This is a genomic window from Burkholderia sp. WTPI3 (assembly GCF_021483755.1).
Classification (GTDB): domain Bacteria; phylum Pseudomonadota; class Gammaproteobacteria; order Burkholderiales; family Burkholderiaceae; genus Burkholderia.
The window spans coordinates 112,232-133,767 of record NZ_JAGIXF010000004.1; the positions used below are offsets into that span (position 1 = coordinate 112,232).

The window sequence follows — 21,536 nt, forward strand, 5'->3', positions numbered from 1 at the left end:
TGCATCCCGGCACGAACGCCGACAGCGCCGCGCGCGGCCCGGTTCACGCCGGTGCAACGTTTGCCATTGACGCGCATCAAGTTTTGTTCGTCGCTTGCCGCGACAATATGCTGACATGCAAGATAGACCGGCGCGTGATGCGCCGCGCCCATTCCGCTTGCGCTTTCCCGGGCCCCTCTCCATGCAGACGAGCGTCAGCGAGACGAACGAGGAAAACCGGCAGATCGCGGCATGCCTGCGCGAAGCCGCGCAGTTGCTTGCCGACCAGGGCGCCAACCCCTATCGGGTTGCCGCATATCGCGCGTCGGCCGACACGATCGAGTCGCTCGACGACAGCCTGCGCACACGCTTCGACGCGGGCGGTGTCAATGCGCTCGGCGCGCTGCCGGAGACCGGCACGGGCGTCGCGCAGGCGATCGCCGAACTGCTGGTGACCGGACGCTGGCGCCTGCTCGACCGGCTGCGCGGCGAAGCGGAACGCGCGTCCGCCTTCGAAGCCGTGCCGGGCATCGGCCACGCGCTCGCGCTGCGGATTCACGACCAGTTGCACATCGATACGCTCGAGGATCTCGAACGCGCGGCCCGCAGCGGCCAGCTCGAAACGATCGCCGGCGTCGGCCCGCGCCGCGCGGCCGGCATCCGCGCCACGCTCGACGACGTGCTGACCCGGCGGCGGCGCTGGCAAGGCCATGCGCGCAACGCCGACCCCGGCACCGAACCGCCCGTCGAACTGTTGCTTTACATCGATCGCCTGTATCGCAACAAGGCCGCCGCCGGCATCCTGCCGACGCTCGTGCCCCGGCGCGTGAACGCGGACGTCAGCGTGTCGCCGCCGGTGATGCACATGACGAAAGGCGGCTGGCATTTCACCGCGCTGTGCCCGTATCCCGCGCGCCCGCAGGACGCCGTTCGCACGGCGGACTGGGTCGCGCTCTACTTCTACGACGCGTTGCAATGCGAGCATCAGCGGACGATCGTCACCGAAACGCTCGGCACGCTCGTCGGCAAGCGCATCGTGCGCGGACGCGAAATGGAATGCCGCGTGTATTACGCGGGATGAGGCGAGCGGCGCACTAGCGAGGTGCGGCAGGCCGTTGCGCAATGATGCCTGGCCAGGCCGCCTACGTACCCTCCGCCTTTGTACGACGCGCCGGATGACGATGCGCGGCGATACGCAGCAGCTTGCGAAACGACGGGCACTCGAGATGGCTCGGCGCCGGGCAAACGGCCGCATGTCGCAACGCATCGCGCACCGCACCGAGACGGCGGATCGTGCGATCGAGCTCGTCGGCCTTGTCGTCGAGCTTCGCGCGATCGATCGCAGGCCGGCCGTCCGCGCCGAACATCGCAAGGATGTCGTCCAGCGAAAAACCGGCCTCCCGGCCGAGCGCGATCAGCGCGAGGCGTTCCAGCACCGACTCGTCGTATTGGCGCCGCAGCCCGTGACGACCCATCGGCACGATCAAGCCCTTTTCCTCGTAGTAACGCAGCGTCGACGCGGGCAATCCCGAGCGGCGCGCGACTTCGGCGATGTCCAGACGACTCATGCTTGACCTCAAGTGAACTTGAAGTTGCAAGATAGTCGCTCGCATCCTTCAACACAAGCCCACCGCCATGACACCGCCGAAACCGTCCCGTCGCCCGTTGCGCCACGCAGCCGCCGCCATTCCCTGCGGAGGCGCTCGATGACCTCGTCCGGCCTCCTGCCGCGCATCCTGCTGATCGGCGCAGGCGCCACGCTCTTGATGGATTTGTGGGCTCTGTTCCGGCGCAGGATGTTCGGAATTCCGTCGCTCGACTACGCGCTGGTCGGCCGCTGGCTAGGCCACATGATGCGCGGCCGGTTCCGGCACGCGTCGATCGTCACCGCGCCGCCCGTGCCGGGCGAACGGGCGTTCGGCTGGATCGCGCATTACGCGATCGGTGCCGCGTTCGCCGTGCTGCCCGTCGCGATCGCCGGCACGGAATGGGTCGGCGCGCCGACGCCCGTGCCGGCGCTCGTCGCGGGCCTTGCCAGCGTCGCGGCACCGTTCTTCGTGATGCAGCCGGCATTCGGCTTGGGCGTCGCCGCATCGCGCACGCCGCAGCCGGCCATCGTGCGCCGGCGCAGCATCGTCGCGCATCTGGCGTTCGGCGCGGGGCTTTATCTGGCGGCGATCGCGCTGTCCGCGCCGGGTCGCTGACAGACCAGGCCGAAAACAGTCGCGCAACCGCTGCCCGGTGGAGAAAGCGTGCTCCACGTCCATCCAAGCGGAGCGGCCATCAAGACCTCACCCGCCGTCGCTGCGTTGCGCCGTTTCCTCGTAATGGTCGAGCGCGTCGAGCAGTTTGCCCGGCCGGCTCATCGCCGCCTTCAGCCGCGCGGCTTTCTCGATATCGGCCGGCGCCGTGAGTTTCGCGCCCTGATCGAGATACGTCTGCGCACGCGTATCGCCCGCTGCAGCGGCCAGACCGAACAGCGCATTCGCGGCGATCGGATCGTATCCGACGCCCTCCCCCGAGTAGTACATCAGGCCGAGACGAAACAGCGACGATGCGATGCCCTGCTCGGCAGCCAGCCGGTACCAGCTCACGGCTTCGGCGTCGTCCTTGCGCACGCCCTGCCCGTTTTCGTACATCAGGCCGAGATTGTTCTGCGCGTTCGCATTGCCCTGTTCCGCGGCACGCCGGTACCAGTTGAATGCGTCGGTATCGCTCTGAGGCACCCCGTGCCCGACGTCGTACAGATAGCCGAGGCTGTTCTGCGCCTTCGGGTTGTCCTGCTCGGCCGCCCGTCGATACCATTTCGCGGCTTCCGCGTAATCCTGCGGCACGCCCTTGCCGTCGTCGTACATCATCCCGAGGAACAATTGCCCTTTGGCCGAGCCGTGTTCGGCCGCAAGCCGGTAGAAGCGCACCGCCTCCGCCAGATCTTGCGGCACGCCTCGACCATCCTCGTATGCGCGGCCAAGATTGCCCCACGCGCTCGCGTTGTCCTGCGCGGCCGAGCGCCGATACCAGCCCACGGCCTCCGACGCGCTTTGCGGGACGCCGGTGCCGTCTTCGTAAAGCGTGCCGAGATTGTTCTGCGCGGACGAATCGCCCTGATCGGCCGCACGCCTGTACCACTTCGCGGCTTCGTCGACATTGCGCTCGATGCCGTTGCCGGTCTCGTACATCACGCCCACGTTGTACTCGCCGACCGGGTCGCCGAGCTTCGCCTTCGCCATCGCCTCGTCGAACGTCATGGGCACATCGTCGTCGTGCGCGAGCCAGACGATGCCGATCCCGAGGATCAGGACCAGCGCGAGCGCGGTGAAAATTGCAATACGGGTCTTCCGGCCGATTCGTCGTGCCTGTGCCATCTCTCGGTGTTCTCTTTATTGTTGTTGCAAACGGCGCGCCCTGACGGACGCCCGCATCATTCGCCGCCGCTGTCGATCAGGTTGTGGCGCACGCGCCCGAGCAGGCGCACCAGCGTGTCGCGCTCGTCGGGGGTGAAGCCGCGCAGCCCGTCGTCGGACACGGTATCGCCCACTTCCAGCATCTGCGGAAAGATCGCGCGCGACTTGTCGGTCAGACGGATCACGAACGCGCGGCGATCTTCGTCGTTCGCGATCCGCTCGATCCAGCCGTAGCCTTCCATCCGGTCGAGCAGCCGTGTCAGCGAGATCGGCGTGATCTCGAGCCATTCCGCAAGCCGCGCCTGATTCATCTCGCCTTTCCACGTGAGATACGCGAGCACGCGGCTTTGCGCGCGCGTCAGCCCGAGGCGCTTCGCGCGCCGGTCGAACAGGCGTCCGTGCAGGCGTGCCACGTCGGAGATCAGGTAGCCGATCCGGTTCTCGTAGGTCTTGTCCATCGGGCGATTATAGGGTCAAGCCGTTCATGACCCGCGCGACACGGCTGCGGCGATGAGCACAAATATAATAAGCGTGCTTATAATTCCGGTCATACCGGATTGCCGCCCACGGCGACCGCTCCACGGAGACACCGCTTGAATCCCCCCGCCGCCGACGCTGCCGCCTCGCCGCCCGCCCTCAATCGGCCGATGCTGACCTTGTCGATCATGCTCGCGACGCTGATCCAGACGCTCGACAGCACGATCGCGAACGTCGCGCTGCCGCACATGCAGGGCACGCTGTCCGCGTCGCAGGACGAAATCACCTGGGTGCTGACCTCCTACATCGTCGCCGCGGCGATCGCGACGCCGCTGACCGGCTGGCTGTCCGACCGGCTCAGCATGAAGCGGCTGCTGACGATCTCGATCGCGGGCTTCACGATCGCGTCCGCGCTGTGCGGGCTGTCCGAGTCGCTCGTGCAGATCGTCGGCGCGCGGTTACTGCAGGGCGTGTTCGGCGCCGCGCTGGTGCCGCTGTCGCAATCGATCCTGCTCGACATCAACCCGCGCGAGAAACAGGGTCAGGCGATGGCGATCTGGGGGATGGGCGTGATGGTCGGCCCGATCCTCGGCCCGACGCTCGGCGGCTGGCTCACCGACAGCTACAACTGGCGCTGGGTGTTCTTCATCAACGTGCCGATCGGCGCATTCGCGCTGGCCGGCGTGCTGACCTTCCTGCCCGCGCGCGCGCCGCGCCCGCACGTGAAATTCGACGCGTTCGGCTTCGCGACGCTCGCGCTCGCGATCGGTGCGTTCCAGGCGATGCTCGACCGCGGCGAACAGCTCGACTGGTTCGGCTCGTACGAGATCCGCATCGAGGCGCTCGTCGCGGCGCTCGGCTTCGCGTTCTTCCTCGTGCATACGGCGACCGTCGGCAAGGCCTCGTTCTTCAAGTCGGAATTGCTGCGCGACCCGAACTTCGCGACCGGCACGCTGTTCATCTTCGTCGTCGGCGCGGTGCTGTATGCGACGCGTGCGCTATTGCCGCCCATGCTGCAGAACCTGATGGGCTATCCGGTCGCGACGACGGGCCTCGTCACCGCGCCGAGCGGCGCAGGCACGATGATCGCGATGCTGTTCGTCGGGCGATTATTGAAATACGTGGACGCGCGCGCGCTGCTGCTCGCCGGGCTGGCGATTTCCGCGCTCGCGCTGTGGCAGATGATGCAGTACACGATCGTGCTGTCCGAGGCGGACATCGTGTGGCCCGGCGTGGTCCAGGGCTTCGGGCTGGGGCTGGTGTTCGTGCCGCTGAGCGCGCTGTCGTTCTCGACGCTGACGCCCGAGTTGCGTGCGGACGGCACGGCGACCTACAGCCTGATGCGCAACATCGGCAGCAGTATCGGCATCTCGATCGTGCAGACGCTGATGACGCGCAACACGCAGGTCGCGCACGCCGACCTCGCGACCCACATCACGCCGTTCAACCCGGCCGTGCAGGCGATGGCCGGCAGCAATCTGGACATCGCCCTGCTCGACCGCACGATCAACCAGCAGGCCGCGATGATCGCGTACCTGAACGACTTCAAGCTGATGTTCGTCGCGACGCTGCTGATGATCCCGCTGTTGCTGCTGATCCGCCCGCCGCAGAAAACGGCGAGCGTCGACGTCTCGCACGCGGCGATGGATTGACGACACGCCGGGCGCATGCATCGCGCGCGCCCGTTGCGTCGTGTCAAACCTCCCGTCAGGCCTTCATCGTGCCGGTACGCACGTAGCGTTCGTGCCACGACAGCGCCTCGGCGAGCAGATGCGGCGTGTGCTTGCCGAAGCTCTCGCGCGACGCGCGCTCGAAGTAGTCCTCGAGCATCGGCCGGTAATCCGGGTGCGCACAGGTCGCGATGACCTTGCGCGCGCGCTGCTTCGGCGACAGGCCGCGCAGATCGGCGAGCCCCTGCTCGGTGACCACCACTGCGACATCGTGCTCGGTATGGTCGACGTGGCTCGCCATCGGCACGATCCGCGAGATCGCGCCGCCCTTCGCGGTACTGGCCGACATGAAACACGACAGGTAGCCGTTGCGAGCGAAGTCGCCCGAGCCGCCGATGCCGTTCTGGATCTTCGTGCCCATCACGTGCGTCGAGTTCACGTTGCCGTAGATGTCGGCCTCGATCATCCCGTTCATCGCGATGCAGCCGAGGCGGCGCACGAGTTCGGGATGGTTGCTGATCTCTTGCGGACGCAGCAGGATCTTTTCGCGGAACGTCGCGATCTCGTCGGCAAAACGCTGCACGGCGGCCGGGCTCAGCGACAGCGCCGTGGCCGACGCGAAGCTCAGCGTGCCGTCGTCGAGCAGGTCGAGCATGCCGTCCTGGATCACTTCGGTGTAAGCGGTCAGGTTCGAGAAGCCGGCCGAGCTCAGTTCCGCGAGCACCGCGTTCGTGATGTTGCCGACACCCGACTGCAGCGGCAGCAGGTTTTCCGGCAGACGGCCGCGCTTCACTTCGTGGCGCAGGAAGTCGATCAGTTGCAACGCGATCTGCTTCGACGTAGCGTCCGGCGCGGAGAATGCGTTGCTGCGGTCCGGCGCATCGGTCTCGACGATCGCGACGATCTTGTCGGCCGGGCAGCGCAGGTACGGCTCGCCGATGCGGTCGTCGCTTTTCGTCAGCGGAATCGGCTTGCGATGCGGCGGCAGCGCGGTACCGTAATAGACGTCGTGCATCCCGTCGAGGCCGAGCGGCTGGCGCGCATTGACTTCGAGAATCACATGCCTGGCGCGCTCGAGCCACGTCTTGTTGTTGCCGATCGACGCGGACGGAATCAGCAGCCCGTCTTCGCGGATGCCCGCGACTTCGACGATCGCGACGTCGAGGTCGCCGTACAGCCCGAACCACGCGTATTGCGCGACATGACTGAGGTGGACGTCCTGATAGTCGACTTCGCCGCCGTTGATCTTGTCGCGCAGCGTCGGGTCGGACTGGTACGGCAGGCGCATCGAGATGCCGTTGGTGCGCGCGAGCGCGCCGTCGAGTTCCGGCGCGGTCGAGGCGCCCGTCAGTACGTTGATCCGGAAGTCCTCGCCGCGCGAGTGCGCCGCGTCGATATGCGCGGCGAGCGCGGCCGGCACGGCCTTCGGATAGCCCGAGCCGGTGAAGCCGCTCATCGCGACGGTCATGCCGGGACGGATCAGCGCGGCGGCTTCGTCGGCGGTGCGGACGAGCGAACGCAGGGCGGGAGCGAGGATGCGTGAAGAAGACATGGCTGTATATCTGACGCTTTTGGTCTGTCGTTGACGTCGCGGGGGGTGTCTCCGGAGCGACGCGAAGCCCTTGGGGCCGCGAGGAGCGGCCGGCACCACAGGCACGGTCGGAGTATCGCAGAGGCCATCGCCGCGAAATGTCCGCTGAATGCAAAAGATACTTACTGAATGTATCGGGTATCGAACGGCCGTTCTGTGACAGGCGCGAACCCTCGGCGCGCTGCGCCGCGCACGCAGCGGATGCACCCGAAAGGTGCGCGAAAGCGAACGACGAATCGGCCGAAACACGCGCACATTGTCCGCGCTCACGGCCGTAATGAATCTGCAAGAACCGACGCGTGATCGGCACGACCATTTGTCGCCCGCCACCGTTTTTCCTGCCTGATCGACATCAAACCGCGCACGCGCGCAGCCACCGGCGGTACGCGCATGAAAACGCCGCCGAGCCCGCGCGACAGGCCCGGGCGCCCTTGACAGTCGCGCCACGCGAACCACACTGGATCAGGTATGGCCCGCCTGTCCGAACGCCGTTTCGCGCATCCGGTTCGCAACCGACCGATGTCTGGAATACGCGGTAACACTCCCGCATGTCAGGACATTGATCGAATAAAAAGCAACAAATTACAATTCCGTATATATTTCGCCGATGGACCAAAGAAAAACTGCAACACGCTCCGAGCCCCCCCTGCCGCGCACCTGGGATGCGCGGCTGGCGCGCTCGCTTGTCCGACCGCTCGTCGACACCCCCGTCACCCCGAATCACCTCACCACCGTACGTCTGCTGATCGGCCTCGCCGGCGCCTGGTGCCTTGCGCACGGCGGTTTCGGCTGGAGCAACGCAGGCGCATTCCTGATCGTGCTGTCGAACTTCGTCGACCACACCGACGGCGAACTCGCGCGCATCAGCGGCAAAACCAGCAAGATCGGTCACTTTTACGACCTCGCGGCCGATGCGCTCGTGACGGTCGCGCTGTTCGTCAGCATGGGCGTCGGCATCGTCGCCCAGGGCGGCCAGATGGTCACGTCGCCGGTACTGCTCGGCGCGGTGGCCGGCGCGGCCGTCGCGCTGATCTTCTTCCTGCGCATGCGGATCGAATCGATCGCGGGCAAGGCCGGCACCAAGCAGGCATTCGCCGGCGGCTTCGAGACGGAGGACGTCCTTTATCTACTGCCGCTCGTGACCCTCACCAGCGGCGTCCAGCCGTTTCTGCTCGCGGCGTCGATCGGCGCTCCGCTGTTCGCCGCCTGGGTCGTGATCGACTGGTGGCGCGTCGTGCGGCGCGGCAACCGCCCGCAGAACCCGGCCGCGCAGAACCCAACCGAAATCCAGGCTTCCAAATGACTCCTAGCACGCGCGACGACTCCGTGCTGAGCCCGGCACGCCCCGCGCCTGCGCGCGCGGTTGCGGCCGATCCCGATCGCACCGTGGCCGACTGCGTCGGCCGCCTCGATCTCGACCGTCTGCGCGGCGACTACACGCGCCAGGGGTCGTTCCTGTATCTGGACGCGTTCCTGCCGCCCGACGCCTACGCGAAACTCGCGGATGCCGCGCGCGCGATGCAGCCCGGCCTGAACCGCAATTACCTGCCCGGCCACAAGCAGGGCGGCAGCGTGAGCCGTCATACGATCGACGAGCAGGCGCCGTACATCGCGGAACTGTACCGCTCGAAGGCGCTGCTCGGCTTCCTGGAGAAGGTCACCGGCGACAAGCTGATGCTGTCGCCGGACAACGATCCGCACGCTTACGCGCTGTACTACTACACGAAGCCGGGCGACCACATCGGCTGGCACTACGACACGTCGTACTACGACGGCCGCCGCTACACGCTGCTGATCGGCGTGATCGACGAATCGTCGTGCCGGCTCGACTACGAGCTGCACACGCGCAACCCGGACGTGCCCGACGAACCGGGTTCCGTGCAGATCGCCGACGGCGGCATCGTGCTGTTCGACGGCGACAAGCTGCGCCATCGCATCACGCCGCTCGGCCAGAACGAGATGCGCGTGTCGCTCACCTTCGAATACGTCACGAACCCCGGCATGCGGCCGTGGAAGCGCTTCATCTCGAACATGAAGGACGCGATCGCGTATTTCGGTTTCCGCCAGGTGTTCAAGCAACTGGCGTCGCGACGGACGAGCGGGTCATGACACGCGCCGGCCTGATCCTGCTGTCGCTCGGCACGGCACTGTTCGTCGCCCTGCTCGCGTGGCAGGGTGTCGGCGCGGTTGCGTCGACGTTCCTCGCGGCAGGCTGGGGGCTCGCGCTCGTCGCGGCATTCCACGTCGTGCCGCTCGTGATCGACGCGATGGCGATTTCCGTGATGTTCCGCCGCGGCCAGCCGGGCGCCGAGCTCGGCAACGCGCTGCGCGCGCGCTGGGTCGGCGAATCGGTAAACAGCCTGCTGCCCGCCGGACAGATCGGCGGCCCGGTGCTGATGGTGCGCCATCTCGCGCAGCGCGGCACGCGCATGGCCGATGCAGCCGCCGTCGTCACCGTCAGCACGACGATGCAGGCGCTCGCGCAGATGGCGTTCGCGCTGATCGGCATCGCCGCGTTCAGTCTCTATGCGACGCACGATTCGGTCGCGCATCTGCGCACGCCCGCGCTGATCGCCACCGGCGTGCTCGGCGCGCTCGCCATCGCGTTCTACGCGGCGCAGCGGCGCGGGCTGTTCGGCCGCGGGCTGCGCATCGCGTCGAAGCTGCTCGGCCCGCGCGACTGGTCGTCGCTGGCGACCCGCGCGGACGCGATCGACGACGCGGTCGGTGCGCTGTACCGCGATCGCGCGAAGGTCGCGAAGACCTTCGCATTGAGCCTCGTCGGCTGGATCGTCGGCACCGCCGAAGTGTGGCTCGCGCTGCACTTCCTCGGGCACCCGGTCAGCTGGCTCGACGCGCTGCTGCTCGAGAGCGTCGGCCAGGCGATTCGCGGTGCGGCGTTCGCGATTCCCGGCTCGCTCGGCGCACAGGAAGGCGGTTACCTGCTGCTCGCCCCGCTGGTCGGCCTGCCGCCCGACGCGGCGCTCGCGCTGTCGCTCGCGAAGCGCGCGCGCGAACTCGCGCTCGGCCTGCCCGGCCTGCTCTATCTGCATTTCAGTGAAAGAAACTGGCAGCGGCGCCGCGCGCCGCAGCCGCTCGCCGACTGATCGTTCAGATCCGCCGGCTTTTTGGTTGGAGAACCCATGCGAGCCATCATTCTTGCGGCAGGCCTCGGCTTGCGCCTGCAACAACCGCCCGAAGCGCAGTTCCCGAAGTGCCTGCTGCGCTTCGACGACGTGTCCCTGCTCGAGCGCCATCTGCGCGTGCTCGATGCCGCGGGCGTCGACGAAATCGTGCTCGGGCTCGGCTTCCAGTCCGAGAAGGTCGAGCAGGAGCTGAAGCGTCTCGGCCGCACCGCCGAGATCGTGCTGAACGAGCGCTACGACCTTGGCAGCGTGCTGACCGTGCACACCGTCGCCGATGCGATGACGCGCGGCGGCGACGTGCTGCTGATGGACGCCGACGTGCTGTACGACGAGAACATCCTGCACGCGCTGGTGGCCGATCAGGACAAGGCGGTCGATCGCCTGCTGATCGACCGCGACTTCGAGGCCGGCGACGAACCCGTGAAGCTGTGCCTGAAGAACGGCGTGCCGGTCGAGCTGCGCAAGCAGCTCGCGGTCGAGCTCGACTACGACACGATCGGCGAATCGGTCGGCTTCTTCCGCTTCACCGAAGGCACCGCGCGCCGCCTTGCGAAGATCGTCGCGGGCTACGTCGACAGCGGCCGCGCGAACATGCCGCACGAGGAAGCCGTGCGCGACCTGCTGCTCGAAGGCGGCCATTCGTTCGACGTCGCCGACGTCACCGGTTCGCCGTGGATCGAGATCGACTTCCCGAACGACGTCGCTCGCGCGACGCAAGAAATCCTCCCCCTGATTCAACGCACGACCGCAGGAGCCGCACGATGAATGCACGCGAACCCAACTTCTCCGAATCGCGCAGCGCACGCCTGCGCCGCATGCTCGTCAGCAACGAACTCGAATTCCTGATGGAAGCGCACAACGGCCTGTCCGCGCGGATCGTCCGCGAAGCCGGCTTCAAGGGGATCTGGGCGTCGGGTCTCGCGATCTCCGCGCAGTTCGGCGTGCGCGACAACAACGAGGCGAGCTGGACCCAGGTCGTCGACGTGCTCGAGTTCATGGCCGACGCGAGCGACCTGCCGATCCTGCTCGACGGCGACACCGGCTACGGCAACTTCAACAACGTGCGCCGCCTCGTGAAGAAGCTCGAGCAGCGCGGCATCGCCGGCGTGTGCATCGAGGACAAGCAGTTCCCGAAGACCAACAGCTTCATCGGCGGCGAGCGCCAGCCGCTCGCGGAAATCGACGAATTCTGCGGCAAGATCAAGGCCGGCAAGGACTCGCAGAGCGATCCCGACTTCTCGATCGTCGCGCGTGTCGAGGCACTGATCGCGGGCTGGGGGATGGACGAGGCGCTGCGCCGCGCGAATGCGTACGCGGAAGCCGGCGCCGACGCGATCCTGATCCACAGCAAGCTGTCGCGCCCGGACGAGATCCTGCAGTTCGCGCGCGAATGGAGCGGCAAGGCGCCGCTCGTGATCGTGCCGACCAAGTACTACAGCACGCCGACCGACGTGTTCCGCCAGGCCGGCATCAGCACCGTGATCTGGGCGAACCACTTGATCCGCGCGTCGGCATCGGCGATGCAGTCCGTCGCGCGCGAGATCCATGAAAACCAGACGCTGATCAACATCGAGGACCGCGTCGCATCGGTCAACGAGATCTTCCGCCTGCAGGACGCCGACGAATACTCGGCTGCCGAGCGCATCTACCTGTCGTCGGCGTCGCGCGCATCGAACGCGGCGATCGTGCTCGCCGCGAGCCGCGGCAAGGGCCTCGAAGCCGTCACCGAGGATAAACCCAAGGTCATGCTGCCGGTCGCCGGCAAGCCGCTGCTGCGCTGGCTCGTCGACGGCTTCAAGAAGCATGGCGTCAACGACATCACCGTGGTCGGCGGCTATCGCGCCGACGCGATCGACACGTCGGGCATCAAGCTGGTCGTCAACGAGCGCCATGCGCAGACGGGCGAGCTCGCATCGCTCGCGTGCGCGGCCGAACGGCTGAACGGCGACACCGTGATCTCGTACGGCGACCTGCTGTTCCGCAGCTATATCCTGCGCGACCTCGCGGAGAGCGAGGCCGAGTTCAGCGTCGTCGTCGATTCGTCGCTCACCGAGCCGACCAACCAGAGCGTGCGTGACTTCGCGCTCTGCTCGGCTGCGGACGACCGCGGCCTGTTCGGCCAGAAAACCTACCTGCAACGCGTGTCGAGCGACGTCGCCGCGGGCACGCCGCACGGCCGCTGGATCGGCCTGCTGAACGTGCGCGGCGCCGGCGTCGAACGCCTGAAGGCAATGCTCGCGACGCTGCAGGCGCGCCCCGATTTCGACACGCTCGACATCCCCATGCTGCTCAATGAGCTGATCGCCGCCGGCGAGAAGATCGAGGTGCAGTACGTGCACGGCCACTGGCGCGGCGTCAACGATCTGGAAGACTTCCGCCGCGCGGGCGACTTCGCGCACGGCCAGACGCCGCTCGGCGACGGGAGCGCGCAATGATCGAAGCGGCCCAGTTCGTCGAGGCCGCGCGCGAGCGCGGTTTCGACTGGTACGCGGGCGTGCCCTGCTCGTACCTGACGCCGTTCATCAATTACGTGCTGCAAGACCCGACGCTGCACTATCTGTCGGCCGCGAACGAAGGCGACGCGGTCGCGCTGATCGCGGGCGCCACGCTCGGCGGCAAGCGCGGGATCGCGATGATGCAGAACTCCGGCCTCGGCAACGCGGTGAGCCCGCTCACGTCGCTGACGTGGACGTTCCGGCTGCCGCAGTTGCTGATCGTCACGTGGCGCGGCCAGCCCGGTGTGTCCGACGAGCCGCAGCACGCGCTGATGGGCCCGATCACGCCGGCGATGCTCGACACGATGGAAATCCCGTGGGAGACGTTCCCGACCGACCCCGAACAGGTCGGCCCGGCGCTCGACCGCGCGATCGCGCACATGGACGAAACGGGCCGCCCGTACGCGCTCGTGATGCAGAAAGGCAGTGTCTCGCCGTATGAGCTGAAGGCGAACCCGGCGGCCGCGCCGCGTGCGCATGTCGCCGCGCAGTCGGCGGCCCGTGCGAAATCGCCGGCCGCGTGGCCGACCCGCCAGGACGCACTGCAACGCGTGATCGCACACACGCCGGTCGATTCGACCGTCGTGCTCGCGTCGACCGGTTTCTGCGGCCGCGAACTCTATGCGCTCGACGATCGCCCGAACCAGTTGTACATGGTCGGCTCGATGGGCTGCGTGACGCCGCTCGCGCTCGGTCTCGCGCTCGCGCGCCCCGACCTGCGCGTGGTGGCCGTTGACGGCGACGGCGCCGCGCTGATGCGCATGGGCGTGTTCGCGACCCTCGGCACCTACGGGCCGTCCAACCTCACGCACGTGCTGCTCGACAACGGCGCGCACGAATCGACGGGCGGCCAGGCGACGGTGTCGCGACATGTGTCGTTCGCGGGCGTCGCGGCCGCATGCGGCTATGCGTCGGCCGTCGAAGGCGACACGCTCGACGTGCTCGACGCCGCGCTCGACGCATCGAACCCGAACGACGGCACGTGCTTCGTGCGACTCGCGATCCGCACCGGCGTGCCCGACGGCCTGCCCCGCCCGACCGTGACGCCGGTCGACGTGAAGACCCGTCTGATGCGGCATATCGGCGCCGCGCAGGCGCAAGCCCATACCGAAGGAGCGCACTGATGCTGCTGCTGAACCCCGGCCCGGTAACGCTGACCGAACGCGTGCGCCGCAGCCTGCTGCAACCCGACCTGTGTCATCGCGAAAGCGAATTCTTCGATCTGCAGGATGAAGCGCGTGCGCGACTCGTCGCCGCGTACGAACTCGATCCGGCCGAATGGGCCGCCGTGCTGATGACGGGCTCGGGCACCGCCGCCGTCGAAAGCATGGTCGCGGCGCTCGTGCCGCAGGACGGCAAGCTGCTCGTGATCGAGAACGGCGTGTACGGCGAGCGCATCACGCAGATCGCGACGCAGTACGGCATCGCGCACGACGTGCTGAAGCACGAATGGATGCAGGCGCCCGATCTCGCGCAGATCGCCGCGCGGCTCGACGCCGGCAGCTATTCGCACGTCGCGGTGATTCATCACGAAACGACGACCGGCCGGCTGAACGATCTCGGCGCGATCGCGGAAGTCTGCCGTTCGCGTGGCGTGAAAATGCTCGTGGACGGCGTCAGCAGCTTCGGCGCCGAAGCGATCGATTTTGCCGGTGGCGTGATCGACGCGGTTGCCGCGACCGCGAACAAGTGCCTGCATGGCGTGCCGGGCGCGGCATTCGTGATCGTGCGCCGCAGCGCGCTCGCGAAGGCCGCGAGCCGTACTTACTATCTTGACCTCGGTCGTCTCGCCAAGCTGCAGGATCAGCGGAATACGCCGTTTACGCCGTCCGTGCATGCGTATTACGCGCTTGTCGAGGCGCTGCGCGAGTTCGATGAGGCGGGTGGCTGGCGTGCGCGGCATGCGCACTACAAGGCGCTTGCCGATCAGGCACAGGCCGGACTTGCCGCGCGCGGGATGCCGCTCGTGTTGCCGGAAGGTGCTTCGTCGGTCGTGCTGCGTGCGTATCGGCTGCCGCAAGGCGTCACATACGAGACGCTGCACGACGGGTTGAAGGCGCGCGGCTTCGTGATCTATGCGGGGCAAGGCGGGTTGTCGAAGGAACTGTTCCGGATCTCGACGATGGGCGCGATTGCGGCGGCTGATGTCGATCGGTTGCTGGACGGGTTTACGGCGTTGACGCGGTAAGCGCTCGCCCGCACCGTGCAGACAAAAGGCCCGCGAGGGCCTTTTGTTGATTCAACGCGGAATTCCGGGGAACGCGGCACATTTGTCCAGGTTCGGTCAGAAGGAGTCGTACGCCGTCTCGCCGAGCCGGACCTGCGGGCGACCGCTTTGTCTCATGAATCGACAGGAACTTCCGGATTGCCGCTATCGAGACTATGGTTCTCTTGTATTCCTGTCCCGCTTAGGGGCAGTAGGCGATATTTGACGGAAACGCAAACCGAAGTGCCAGGGTAGAGGCGGCTCGCCCGGATGTTCCGTGTTTCGCCCTGTCGCATACATCGGACGAGTCGGCGGATTGCGTACCGCGCTCCTGCCGCCGGGTCGCCAGATCGGGCGCAAGCGCTGCCAGGCTTCACCGACGGCCGGTGCGTGCGATGCGACATCGGCCACCGCAACGAACCATTTGAAAGGATCGATCATGCCTGCATTGGTGGAAGCGACCAAGGACGCCATCGAAAGCCTCTTGCCTGAGCTCGAGGCGATCTACAAGGACCTGCACGAGCATCCCGAACTGTCGATGCAGGAAGTGCGCACCGCACGTATTGCAGCCGATTATCTCGAAAATGTCGGCTATGACGTTACGCGGGGTGTCGGCGTGACCGGCGTCGTGGCGGTGTTACGCAACGGCGACGGTCCGACTGTAATGTTGCGCGCCGACATGGATGCGCTTCCGATGGCAGAAGCGACCGGATTGCCGTATGCCAGCACGGCGAGGGCGAAGGACGAGGATGGCCTCGAAGTGGGCGTCGCGCACTCGTGCGGCCACGACATGCACGTGACCTGGTTGATGGGTGTGACGCACCTGATGGCAGCGCACCGGGACGCCTGGCGCGGAACGCTGATGGCGGTCTTTCAGCCGGGCGAGGAAGTGGCGCGCGGCGCCCGCAGCATGATTGACGACGGCATGGCCGAACGCTTCCCGAAGCCTGACGTGATCCTTGGCCAGCACGTCATGGTTGGCGCGGCGGGCACGGTCGGCTATCGGAGTGGCACGATTCTTTCGGCGGGCGACAGTTTGAAGGTAAGGCTGTTTGGACGCGGTTCGCATGGATCGCAGCCACAAACCTCGATCGATCCGGTCATCATGGCGGCTTCGACGACGCTCCGTCTGCAGACGATCGTATCGCGGGAAATCTCCCCGCGCGATAGTGCGGTGCTGACGATTGGTGCGCTGCAGGCGGGCACGAAAGAGAACATCATCCCCGACGACGCGACGCTCAAGCTCAACATGCGCACCTTCGACGAAGACGTGCGCGAATACATGCTGGGTGCGATCCGTCGCATCTGTTGCGCGGAATGCATGGCTTCCAACGCACCACGCGAGCCCGAATTCACGACGCTCTCGAGCTATCCGCTGACGATCAACGACGCGCAGACAAGCGAGCGTGTGCAGGCGGCTTTCGAAGCACACTTTGGCGAGCGCGCCTACGAAACGCCCCCGGCAGCGGCGAGCGAGGACTTCAGCATATTCGGGCGCGAATGGGGCGTGCCATATGGGTTCTGGTTCATCGGCGGAACCGATCCGGATACGTTTAGAAAAGCGTTGGCAGAGAAAAAGCTCAACGAGATCCCCAGCAACCATTCGCCGAAGTTCGCGCCGGTACTCGACCCGACGCTGCGTACGGGGCTGGAAGCGATGCTATGTGCGGCCGGGGCGTGGCTCGACAAGCGAGATACATCGGCGTGAATTCGCACGCGGCCTACTTCGCCCTCGATCTGGTCGGGACTTTCGTATTCGCCATGAGCGGCGCTATTGCCGCTCGCCAAAAGCGGCTGGACCTGTTCGGCATCTTGTCCATCGCGTTCATGGTGGCATGCGGCGGCGGAATCGTGCGTGACGTCTGCATTGGCGCGATTCCGCCGGCAGGGCTTTCAAACTGGAGATATCTGGCGGCTTCCGTGCTCGCGACCGCGGTCGCGATTTTCGCGTATGCGCCGGTACGCCGTCTACGGCAGCCCGTCCTCTTCTTCGATGCGATTGGGCTCGGCCTGTTCTCCGTTGCGGGTGCGCAAAAGGCACTGAGCTTCGGACACAATGCGGAGCTCGCCATTTTGCTCGGCATCGTGACTGCGGTCGGCGGCGGTGTCATGCGCGACGTCGTGCTTTCGCGCCTGCCGGCCATTTTGGACCGCGAGGTCTATGCGACGGCTGCGCTCGCCGGTGCGGGCGCACAAGTTCTGTTCTCGTCCGCGCACTGGACGCAATGGTGGACGCCATGGTTCGCGACAATCCTCTGCGTCGCCATTCGGCTTGCTTCGCTTCGGTTTGGCTGGCGCTTGCCCACCTTTCGTGGGCAACGCGCCAGCGAGCTTCCCGACGACGAATAGCCTGCATGGACGTACGAATCCGACAACACCCAGGTCTTCACGATTGCATGTTTACCGCGTGCAGGTCGGCTCAAGGGAGATGCGGATTCGTGCTGCCCTTGCAAGTACAACGCGATGCACTCGATTGATGTTCCTGATCACCCACCGACACTGCATACCGCGCCGTTGTAACCCGATCCAGACAAAAAGGTTCATCGCAGATTCCGGGGAGCGCCGGGGACGAACGTCGGCGGCCGGCCACTTTCGGCCATTCGCGGTTGATGTCTAGATCGCTGACAATCGATGCAACTGATGGGAACCCGCGTCGTGGTGTCAAAGGCGAGCGCCGTCCGGAGCTCACGCCGAGACGCGAAGCCACTTCCGCTTAACGAAGCGATCGAGCGGCGTCGCATAGCCTCGTGCGATCAGTGTACTCACGGCAGCCGACAGCACCAGATAAACGCCGAGCAATAGCAGTTTCTCATTACCGTGCATCGCAGATGGTGGGTACAGCGTGCGAAGGCCCCCCCGAGCACAACGAGATGAAACAGATAAAGCTCGTAGCTGAGTTTGCCGCTCCAGCGTAGCGGCGCCAGCAGGCGAGCGCTTCCGGGAGCACCGCTGGCGTGCGCGTTGATCAGCAGCACGGCCGTGCCGAGCGCGATGCCGGTCACGCCGAAGACGTGGCTTTGCGCGATGGGCCACGCAATCCAGAAAGTCAACGACGCGAAATTGACGAGCCAGAACGACACGGCCACGCCGAGCGGCGCATGATTGCTGAATATTGCCACGCTGACCGCCGCAAGCCCGTTGACGAGGACGAGCAACAGGAGCAGGCATGGCATGATGCGTGCGGTGCGCGACACATAAAAAGTTCGCGCATCGATTGCACCGAGATAGCCCCATCGGCGCCGAGCATTTGACGTGATCAGGTAGCCGGAGATGACGAAGAACATCGTGACGCCATAGTTGCCGTTCCGGACCACGGCATGCATGGCATCCCAGCCGAATGCCTACGCGACGGCCGTATCGCGCAGCACCTACGCTATGTTGAAGTGGTGCAGCAGAACGAGCAGGATCGACACGCCGCGCTGCGTATCGATCCGCAGATTGCGGGGGCCGGGCTCACGGTCTCTGTCCCGGCGTCGCGTCTGCGGACGTGGGTAGCGCCTGCAGAAACGCGTTGCGCAGGCAGATAGTTGCCTCAGCACCAACCGTATCGTGGGTCCAGATTCGACCACACAAGGATGCTCGACGAGACTGTCTACATCGCCGACAATTGATTTTCATTTCGCAGACGATATCGCACCCATGTTGAGAAGAGAAGTATTCGTCATGTTTCTATGCATGGCTTTGTTCACAGGCAACGCATCTTCAGAACAACCACAGAGGCCACCTGGGCCAGTAATGATGGTCCATTTCGATTTCTACCCCAAGGACCGGGCGCGAATTCGGGCCCTGGAACATCGGCTAGCAAGCGCGATAAAGCGTGCGGGCGTCGGCGAACTTGGCGAGACCGAGTTTCATGTTGACGGCAATGACGGATATTTGTATATGTACGGTCCCGATCCCGATCGACTGTATATGGTAGCGGGACCAATACTGAAATCGTCCAAACTGATGGCCGATGCCGAGGTGACGAAGCATTATCGTACCCGAGCCGAAACGTTCGTAATACACCGGGATAGCATCCGGTAAGGCTTCGACTTTCGAGCGGTCAACGGATCACATGTCGAACTTCCTGGCGGGCCTGCCACACACCGATCAATCATGACGGTTCGCCAACGGAACGTTGTCGGCCCATCATGGGGCGAATCGCGCCGGTCGCCCTCGGCCCTGGCTTTGCTGAGGCGAGAGATACTGCCGTGCGCACCAAATAGTGCGTGGTGCGTGATACGGGCATGAAGACAAAGACTGATGCCCGAAAACCGGATGTCGCGACGCAAGCCCACCTGAGAAGACTCGTGGTGGAAGCGGTTCGAGGGGAATGACGCAGACCGGAGCGGCGTCGACGTTTGGCGTAAGCCTGCGAGCGGTCAGCAAATGGATGAAGTTGTCCAGAGAAGGCGGCGTACGAGCGTTGAAGCCCCGCAAAAAGGGCCGCCGCCCTGGCGGCGGACGGTTGGATGCTCGTCAGGGTAGCCGGATTCGTGGGCTGATCGTGAGCAGGATGCCGGACCATCTGGCGATGCCGTTCTACCTGTGGACGCGCGAGTGCGTCGCGAGCCTGATCGAGCGGGAATATGGTGTCACGGTTTCGCCGACGACAGCCGGGCGCTATCTCAAGGCGTGGGGCACGAGTGCCCGGAAGCCGGTGCGCCGCGCGTACGAACGAAACGATGCGGCGATCGCCCGCTGGCTGAATGAGGACTACCCGAAGCTCGTGAAGGAAGCGACGCAAGAAAAGGCCACCATCCATTGGGGCGATGAAATGGGATTGCGCAGTGACCATGTGAACGGAAAGAGCTTTGCGCCAATGGGCCAAACGCCAGTGGTGCGCGCCACCGGCCAGCGCTTTGGTTGCAACATGATCTCGGCGATCACCAATCGCGGTGAGTTGTCCTTCATGATCTTCGAGGGCAAGTTCAAGAAAGCCGTGTTTATCGAGTTCATGAAGCGCATGCTCAGGCAGGCAACACGCAAAATCTATCTGATCGTCGAGGGGCATCCGGTGCATCGGTCGGTCGCTGGACGTCCATGGAAAAACCGGCACCGGGCTCCCCGCCAACGCTGACGGGTCGGACGGCATGACGCACGGCTGGGGATGGTTCGTCGGATGGGCGCGGCGTGACGGCAAGACTCTTGTGTTCGCGAGACTGATACAGGACGATGGTGCGGGACCGCAGAAAACGCCCGTCGGAGGAGGTATCCGGAATTTAGTGTGTGAGGCGGGTTGAGATTCAGACTCCAATGTTGAATCGTTCCGGGTAAAGCAGCGCAAACTGGGTCATCGCGCTCTTCCAATCGTGCCGGGAACCGGTCCACTTGGCCACGACGTTGCGCAGCGCCAGCCAGATCAGTTTGAGCGCGGCCTCGTCCGACGGGAAGTGGCCGCGCGCCTTGATGATCTTCCGAAGCTGCATGTGCAGCGACTCGATCGCGTTGGTCGTGTATACAATTTTCCGGATGTCAGGTGCGAAGGCGTAGAACGGAATCACCTGATCCCAGGCCCGGCGCCAGAGGGCGGCAATCGGGGGGTATTTCGTACCCCACGGGCTCGCGTCGAACGCATCCAGCGCCACGGTGGCCGCTTCGGCCGACGGTGCCCGATAGACCTCCTTGAGCGCCGCTGCAACCGATTTCCTGTCTTTCCAGCTGGCGAAGTCCAGCGAGTTCCGGATCAGATGCACGATGCAGGTCTGGACCGTCGTTTCCGGGAACACCGTGTTGATCGCTTCCGGGAAGCCCTTCAAGCCATCGACCACGGCGATCAGGATGTCCTGCACGCCGCGCAGCTTCAGGTCGTTCACCACCCGCAGCCAGAACTTGGCCCCCTCGGTCTGCTCGATCCAAAGGCCCAGCACGTCACGCGTGCCGTCGCGGCGCACGCCCAGCGCCAGGTAGATCGCCTTGTTGCGCACAACGCCTTCGTCGCGGATCTTGACGCGCAAGGCGTCGAAGAACACGACCGGATACATCGGCTCGAGCGGCCGCTGCTGCCACTCACGCACTTCGTCGATCACCGCGTCAGTGACGGTGCTGATGAAGTCCGGCGACACTTCGATGCCGTACATCTCCTGCAGGAAGCCCTGAATCTCCCGCACGCTCATGCCGCGGGCGTACATCGCGATGATCTTGTCGTCGAAGCCGGTAAAGCGCCGTTCGCCCTTGGCGATCAGCACCGGATCGAAGGTGCCTTCGCGGTCGCGCGGAATCTCGACGTCGAGCAGGTCGTCATCGGTCGCGATGCGCTTGCGGCTGGTGCCGTTGCGATGGTTCGTGCTGCCGGCCGGCTTGGCTTCGCCCTTCTCGTAGCCGAGGTGGTGGGCCAACTCGCCGCCCAGTGCGCGCTCGAAGATCGCCTTCTTGAGCGCCGCGAGCTGCTCGTTGATCGTCGCCCGGTCCAGCGTTCCGGGCACCAGTTGCTTGATCAGTTCCGGGTCCAGGTTCAAGCCCTTGCCCGGTTCTATCGTCACTTCTTCCTTGCGTTTGCGTGGCATAAAAGTGGCTCCTTGGCCGTCAGTTTATGCATCACACACAAAAGACCGGATAGGCTCCCGTCGGATTGCGGGCTCGCGAC

At 65.5% G+C, this 21,536-nt stretch carries 18 protein-coding genes and 2 pseudogenes; 14 read left to right on the top strand and 6 right to left on the bottom strand.

From position 1 onward, the window contains the following. Positions 1–181: 181 nt before the first annotated feature. Positions 182–1,060, top strand: coding sequence for a helix-hairpin-helix domain-containing protein (locus tag J7024_RS03800; RefSeq protein WP_124826214.1), 879 nt, complete (start codon positions 182–184; stop codon positions 1,058–1,060). Positions 1,061–1,121: 61 nt separating this feature from the next. Here the strand turns inward: J7024_RS03800 and J7024_RS03805 are convergent, their stop codons facing one another. Beyond that, entirely contained in the window at positions 1,122–1,547 is a 426-nt protein-coding gene (locus J7024_RS03805) for a helix-turn-helix domain-containing protein (protein ID WP_124826215.1), read from the bottom strand. A gap of 138 nt (positions 1,548–1,685) precedes the next feature. Here J7024_RS03805 and J7024_RS03810 point away from each other — a divergent pair, with 138 nt between their 5' ends. Continuing rightward, positions 1,686–2,183, top strand: coding sequence for a DUF2938 domain-containing protein (locus tag J7024_RS03810; RefSeq protein ID WP_124826216.1), 498 nt, complete (start codon positions 1,686–1,688; stop codon positions 2,181–2,183). Between the two features lie 87 nt (positions 2,184–2,270). Here the strand turns inward: J7024_RS03810 and J7024_RS03815 are convergent, their stop codons facing one another. Continuing rightward, the gene (locus J7024_RS03815) at positions 2,271–3,344 is read right to left on the bottom strand and encodes a tetratricopeptide repeat protein (protein ID WP_124826217.1); all 1,074 of its coding nucleotides are present in this window, start codon (positions 3,342–3,344) and stop codon (positions 2,271–2,273) included. 56 nt (positions 3,345–3,400) lie between these two features. Beyond that, entirely contained in the window at positions 3,401–3,841 is a 441-nt protein-coding gene (locus tag J7024_RS03820; RefSeq protein ID WP_124826218.1) for a MarR family winged helix-turn-helix transcriptional regulator, read from the bottom strand. A 189-nt stretch (positions 3,842–4,030) separates the two neighbouring features. Between J7024_RS03820 and J7024_RS03825 the strand changes: the two genes are divergently transcribed. Continuing rightward, positions 4,031–5,512, top strand: coding sequence for a DHA2 family efflux MFS transporter permease subunit (locus J7024_RS03825; RefSeq protein ID WP_124826302.1), 1,482 nt, complete (start codon positions 4,031–4,033; stop codon positions 5,510–5,512). Between the two features lie 55 nt (positions 5,513–5,567). On the opposite strand, the gene J7024_RS03830 is transcribed toward J7024_RS03825, so the two are convergent. Beyond that, entirely contained in the window at positions 5,568–7,082 is a 1,515-nt protein-coding gene (locus tag J7024_RS03830) for an acetyl-CoA hydrolase/transferase family protein (RefSeq protein WP_124826219.1), read from the bottom strand. Between the two features lie 646 nt (positions 7,083–7,728). Between J7024_RS03830 and J7024_RS03835 the strand changes: the two genes are divergently transcribed. From J7024_RS03835 to J7024_RS03875, 9 genes are all read left to right on the top strand, one after another. Continuing rightward, positions 7,729–8,424, top strand: a complete 696-nt coding sequence (locus J7024_RS03835) for a CDP-alcohol phosphatidyltransferase family protein (protein WP_124826220.1) — start codon at positions 7,729–7,731, stop codon at positions 8,422–8,424. Further along, positions 8,421–9,230, top strand: coding sequence for a HalD/BesD family halogenase (locus J7024_RS03840; RefSeq protein WP_124826221.1), 810 nt, complete (start codon positions 8,421–8,423; stop codon positions 9,228–9,230). The genes J7024_RS03835 and J7024_RS03840 overlap by 4 nt, the downstream gene beginning before the upstream one ends. Next, positions 9,227–10,228, top strand: a complete 1,002-nt coding sequence (locus J7024_RS03845; protein WP_124826222.1) for an HpnL family protein — start codon at positions 9,227–9,229, stop codon at positions 10,226–10,228. Before J7024_RS03840 ends, J7024_RS03845 begins: the two co-directional genes overlap by 4 nt. Before the next feature lie 36 nt (positions 10,229–10,264). Next, positions 10,265–11,032 (top strand): phosphocholine cytidylyltransferase family protein, encoded by a 768-nt coding sequence (locus J7024_RS03850; protein ID WP_124826223.1) that lies wholly within the window; start codon positions 10,265–10,267, stop codon positions 11,030–11,032. Continuing rightward, positions 11,029–12,702 (top strand): phosphoenolpyruvate mutase, encoded by a 1,674-nt coding sequence (aepX, locus tag J7024_RS03855; protein WP_234744802.1) that lies wholly within the window; start codon positions 11,029–11,031, stop codon positions 12,700–12,702. The genes J7024_RS03850 and aepX overlap by 4 nt, the downstream gene beginning before the upstream one ends. Next, positions 12,699–13,886, top strand: coding sequence for a phosphonopyruvate decarboxylase (gene aepY, locus J7024_RS03860; RefSeq protein WP_124826225.1), 1,188 nt, complete (start codon positions 12,699–12,701; stop codon positions 13,884–13,886). The genes aepX and aepY overlap by 4 nt, the downstream gene beginning before the upstream one ends. Beyond that, positions 13,886–14,950, top strand: coding sequence for a 2-aminoethylphosphonate aminotransferase (locus J7024_RS03865; protein WP_124826226.1), 1,065 nt, complete (start codon positions 13,886–13,888; stop codon positions 14,948–14,950). Before aepY ends, J7024_RS03865 begins: the two co-directional genes overlap by 1 nt. Before the next feature lie 457 nt (positions 14,951–15,407). Then, positions 15,408–16,676, top strand: coding sequence for a M20 family metallopeptidase (locus J7024_RS03870; protein WP_175750587.1), 1,269 nt, complete (start codon positions 15,408–15,410; stop codon positions 16,674–16,676). Beyond that, on the top strand, positions 16,673–17,317 hold the full coding sequence (locus tag J7024_RS03875; RefSeq protein ID WP_124826227.1) for a trimeric intracellular cation channel family protein: 645 nt from the start codon (positions 16,673–16,675) through the stop codon (positions 17,315–17,317). Before J7024_RS03870 ends, J7024_RS03875 begins: the two co-directional genes overlap by 4 nt. Before the next feature lie 336 nt (positions 17,318–17,653). Here the strand turns inward: J7024_RS03875 and J7024_RS03880 are convergent. After that, positions 17,654–18,405 (bottom strand): annotated as a pseudogene (locus J7024_RS03880) (acyltransferase family protein). An 878-nt stretch (positions 18,406–19,283) separates the two neighbouring features. Between J7024_RS03880 and J7024_RS03885 the strand changes: the two are divergent. Together J7024_RS03885 and J7024_RS03890 are read left to right on the top strand one after the other, a co-directional pair. Beyond that, positions 19,284–20,030 carry an IS630 family transposase gene (locus tag J7024_RS03885; RefSeq protein WP_353254558.1) on the top strand — a complete coding sequence of 249 codons (747 nt, stop codon included), beginning with the start codon at positions 19,284–19,286 and terminating at the stop codon, positions 20,028–20,030. Continuing rightward, positions 19,990–20,193 (top strand): annotated as a pseudogene (locus J7024_RS03890) (penicillin-binding transpeptidase domain-containing protein); the annotation flags it as partial. The gene J7024_RS03885 and the pseudogene J7024_RS03890, both read left to right, overlap by 41 nt. Before the next feature lie 3 nt (positions 20,194–20,196). Here the strand turns inward: J7024_RS03890 and J7024_RS03895 are convergent. Further along, positions 20,197–21,456: an IS256 family transposase gene (locus J7024_RS03895; protein WP_175762639.1), complete on the bottom strand. Its 1,260-nt coding sequence runs from the start codon at positions 21,454–21,456 to the stop codon at positions 20,197–20,199. Positions 21,457–21,536 lie beyond the last annotated feature (80 nt).

What these genes read in the sequence shown, in the direction of transcription:
- J7024_RS03800 (WP_124826214.1), top strand. Translation starts at nt 182, where the DNA reads ATGCAGACGAGCGTCAGCGAGACGAACGAGGAAAACCGGCAGATCGCG.
- J7024_RS03805 (WP_124826215.1), bottom strand. Translation starts at nt 1,547, where the DNA reads ATGAGTCGTCTGGACATCGCCGAAGTCGCGCGCCGCTCGGGATTGCCC.
- J7024_RS03810 (WP_124826216.1), top strand. Translation starts at nt 1,686, where the DNA reads ATGACCTCGTCCGGCCTCCTGCCGCGCATCCTGCTGATCGGCGCAGGC.
- J7024_RS03815 (WP_124826217.1), bottom strand. Translation starts at nt 3,344, where the DNA reads ATGGCACAGGCACGACGAATCGGCCGGAAGACCCGTATTGCAATTTTC.
- J7024_RS03820 (WP_124826218.1), bottom strand. Translation starts at nt 3,841, where the DNA reads ATGGACAAGACCTACGAGAACCGGATCGGCTACCTGATCTCCGACGTG.
- J7024_RS03825 (WP_124826302.1), top strand. Translation starts at nt 4,031, where the DNA reads ATGCTGACCTTGTCGATCATGCTCGCGACGCTGATCCAGACGCTCGAC.
- J7024_RS03830 (WP_124826219.1), bottom strand. Translation starts at nt 7,082, where the DNA reads ATGTCTTCTTCACGCATCCTCGCTCCCGCCCTGCGTTCGCTCGTCCGC.
- J7024_RS03835 (WP_124826220.1), top strand. Translation starts at nt 7,729, where the DNA reads ATGGACCAAAGAAAAACTGCAACACGCTCCGAGCCCCCCCTGCCGCGC.
- J7024_RS03840 (WP_124826221.1), top strand. Translation starts at nt 8,421, where the DNA reads ATGACTCCTAGCACGCGCGACGACTCCGTGCTGAGCCCGGCACGCCCC.
- J7024_RS03845 (WP_124826222.1), top strand. Translation starts at nt 9,227, where the DNA reads ATGACACGCGCCGGCCTGATCCTGCTGTCGCTCGGCACGGCACTGTTC.
- J7024_RS03850 (WP_124826223.1), top strand. Translation starts at nt 10,265, where the DNA reads ATGCGAGCCATCATTCTTGCGGCAGGCCTCGGCTTGCGCCTGCAACAA.
- aepX (WP_234744802.1), top strand. Translation starts at nt 11,029, where the DNA reads ATGAATGCACGCGAACCCAACTTCTCCGAATCGCGCAGCGCACGCCTG.
- aepY (WP_124826225.1), top strand. Translation starts at nt 12,699, where the DNA reads ATGATCGAAGCGGCCCAGTTCGTCGAGGCCGCGCGCGAGCGCGGTTTC.
- J7024_RS03865 (WP_124826226.1), top strand. Translation starts at nt 13,886, where the DNA reads ATGCTGCTGCTGAACCCCGGCCCGGTAACGCTGACCGAACGCGTGCGC.
- J7024_RS03870 (WP_175750587.1), top strand. Translation starts at nt 15,408, where the DNA reads ATGCCTGCATTGGTGGAAGCGACCAAGGACGCCATCGAAAGCCTCTTG.
- J7024_RS03885 (WP_353254558.1), top strand. Translation starts at nt 19,284, where the DNA reads ATGACGCAGACCGGAGCGGCGTCGACGTTTGGCGTAAGCCTGCGAGCG.
- J7024_RS03895 (WP_175762639.1), bottom strand. Translation starts at nt 21,456, where the DNA reads ATGCCACGCAAACGCAAGGAAGAAGTGACGATAGAACCGGGCAAGGGC.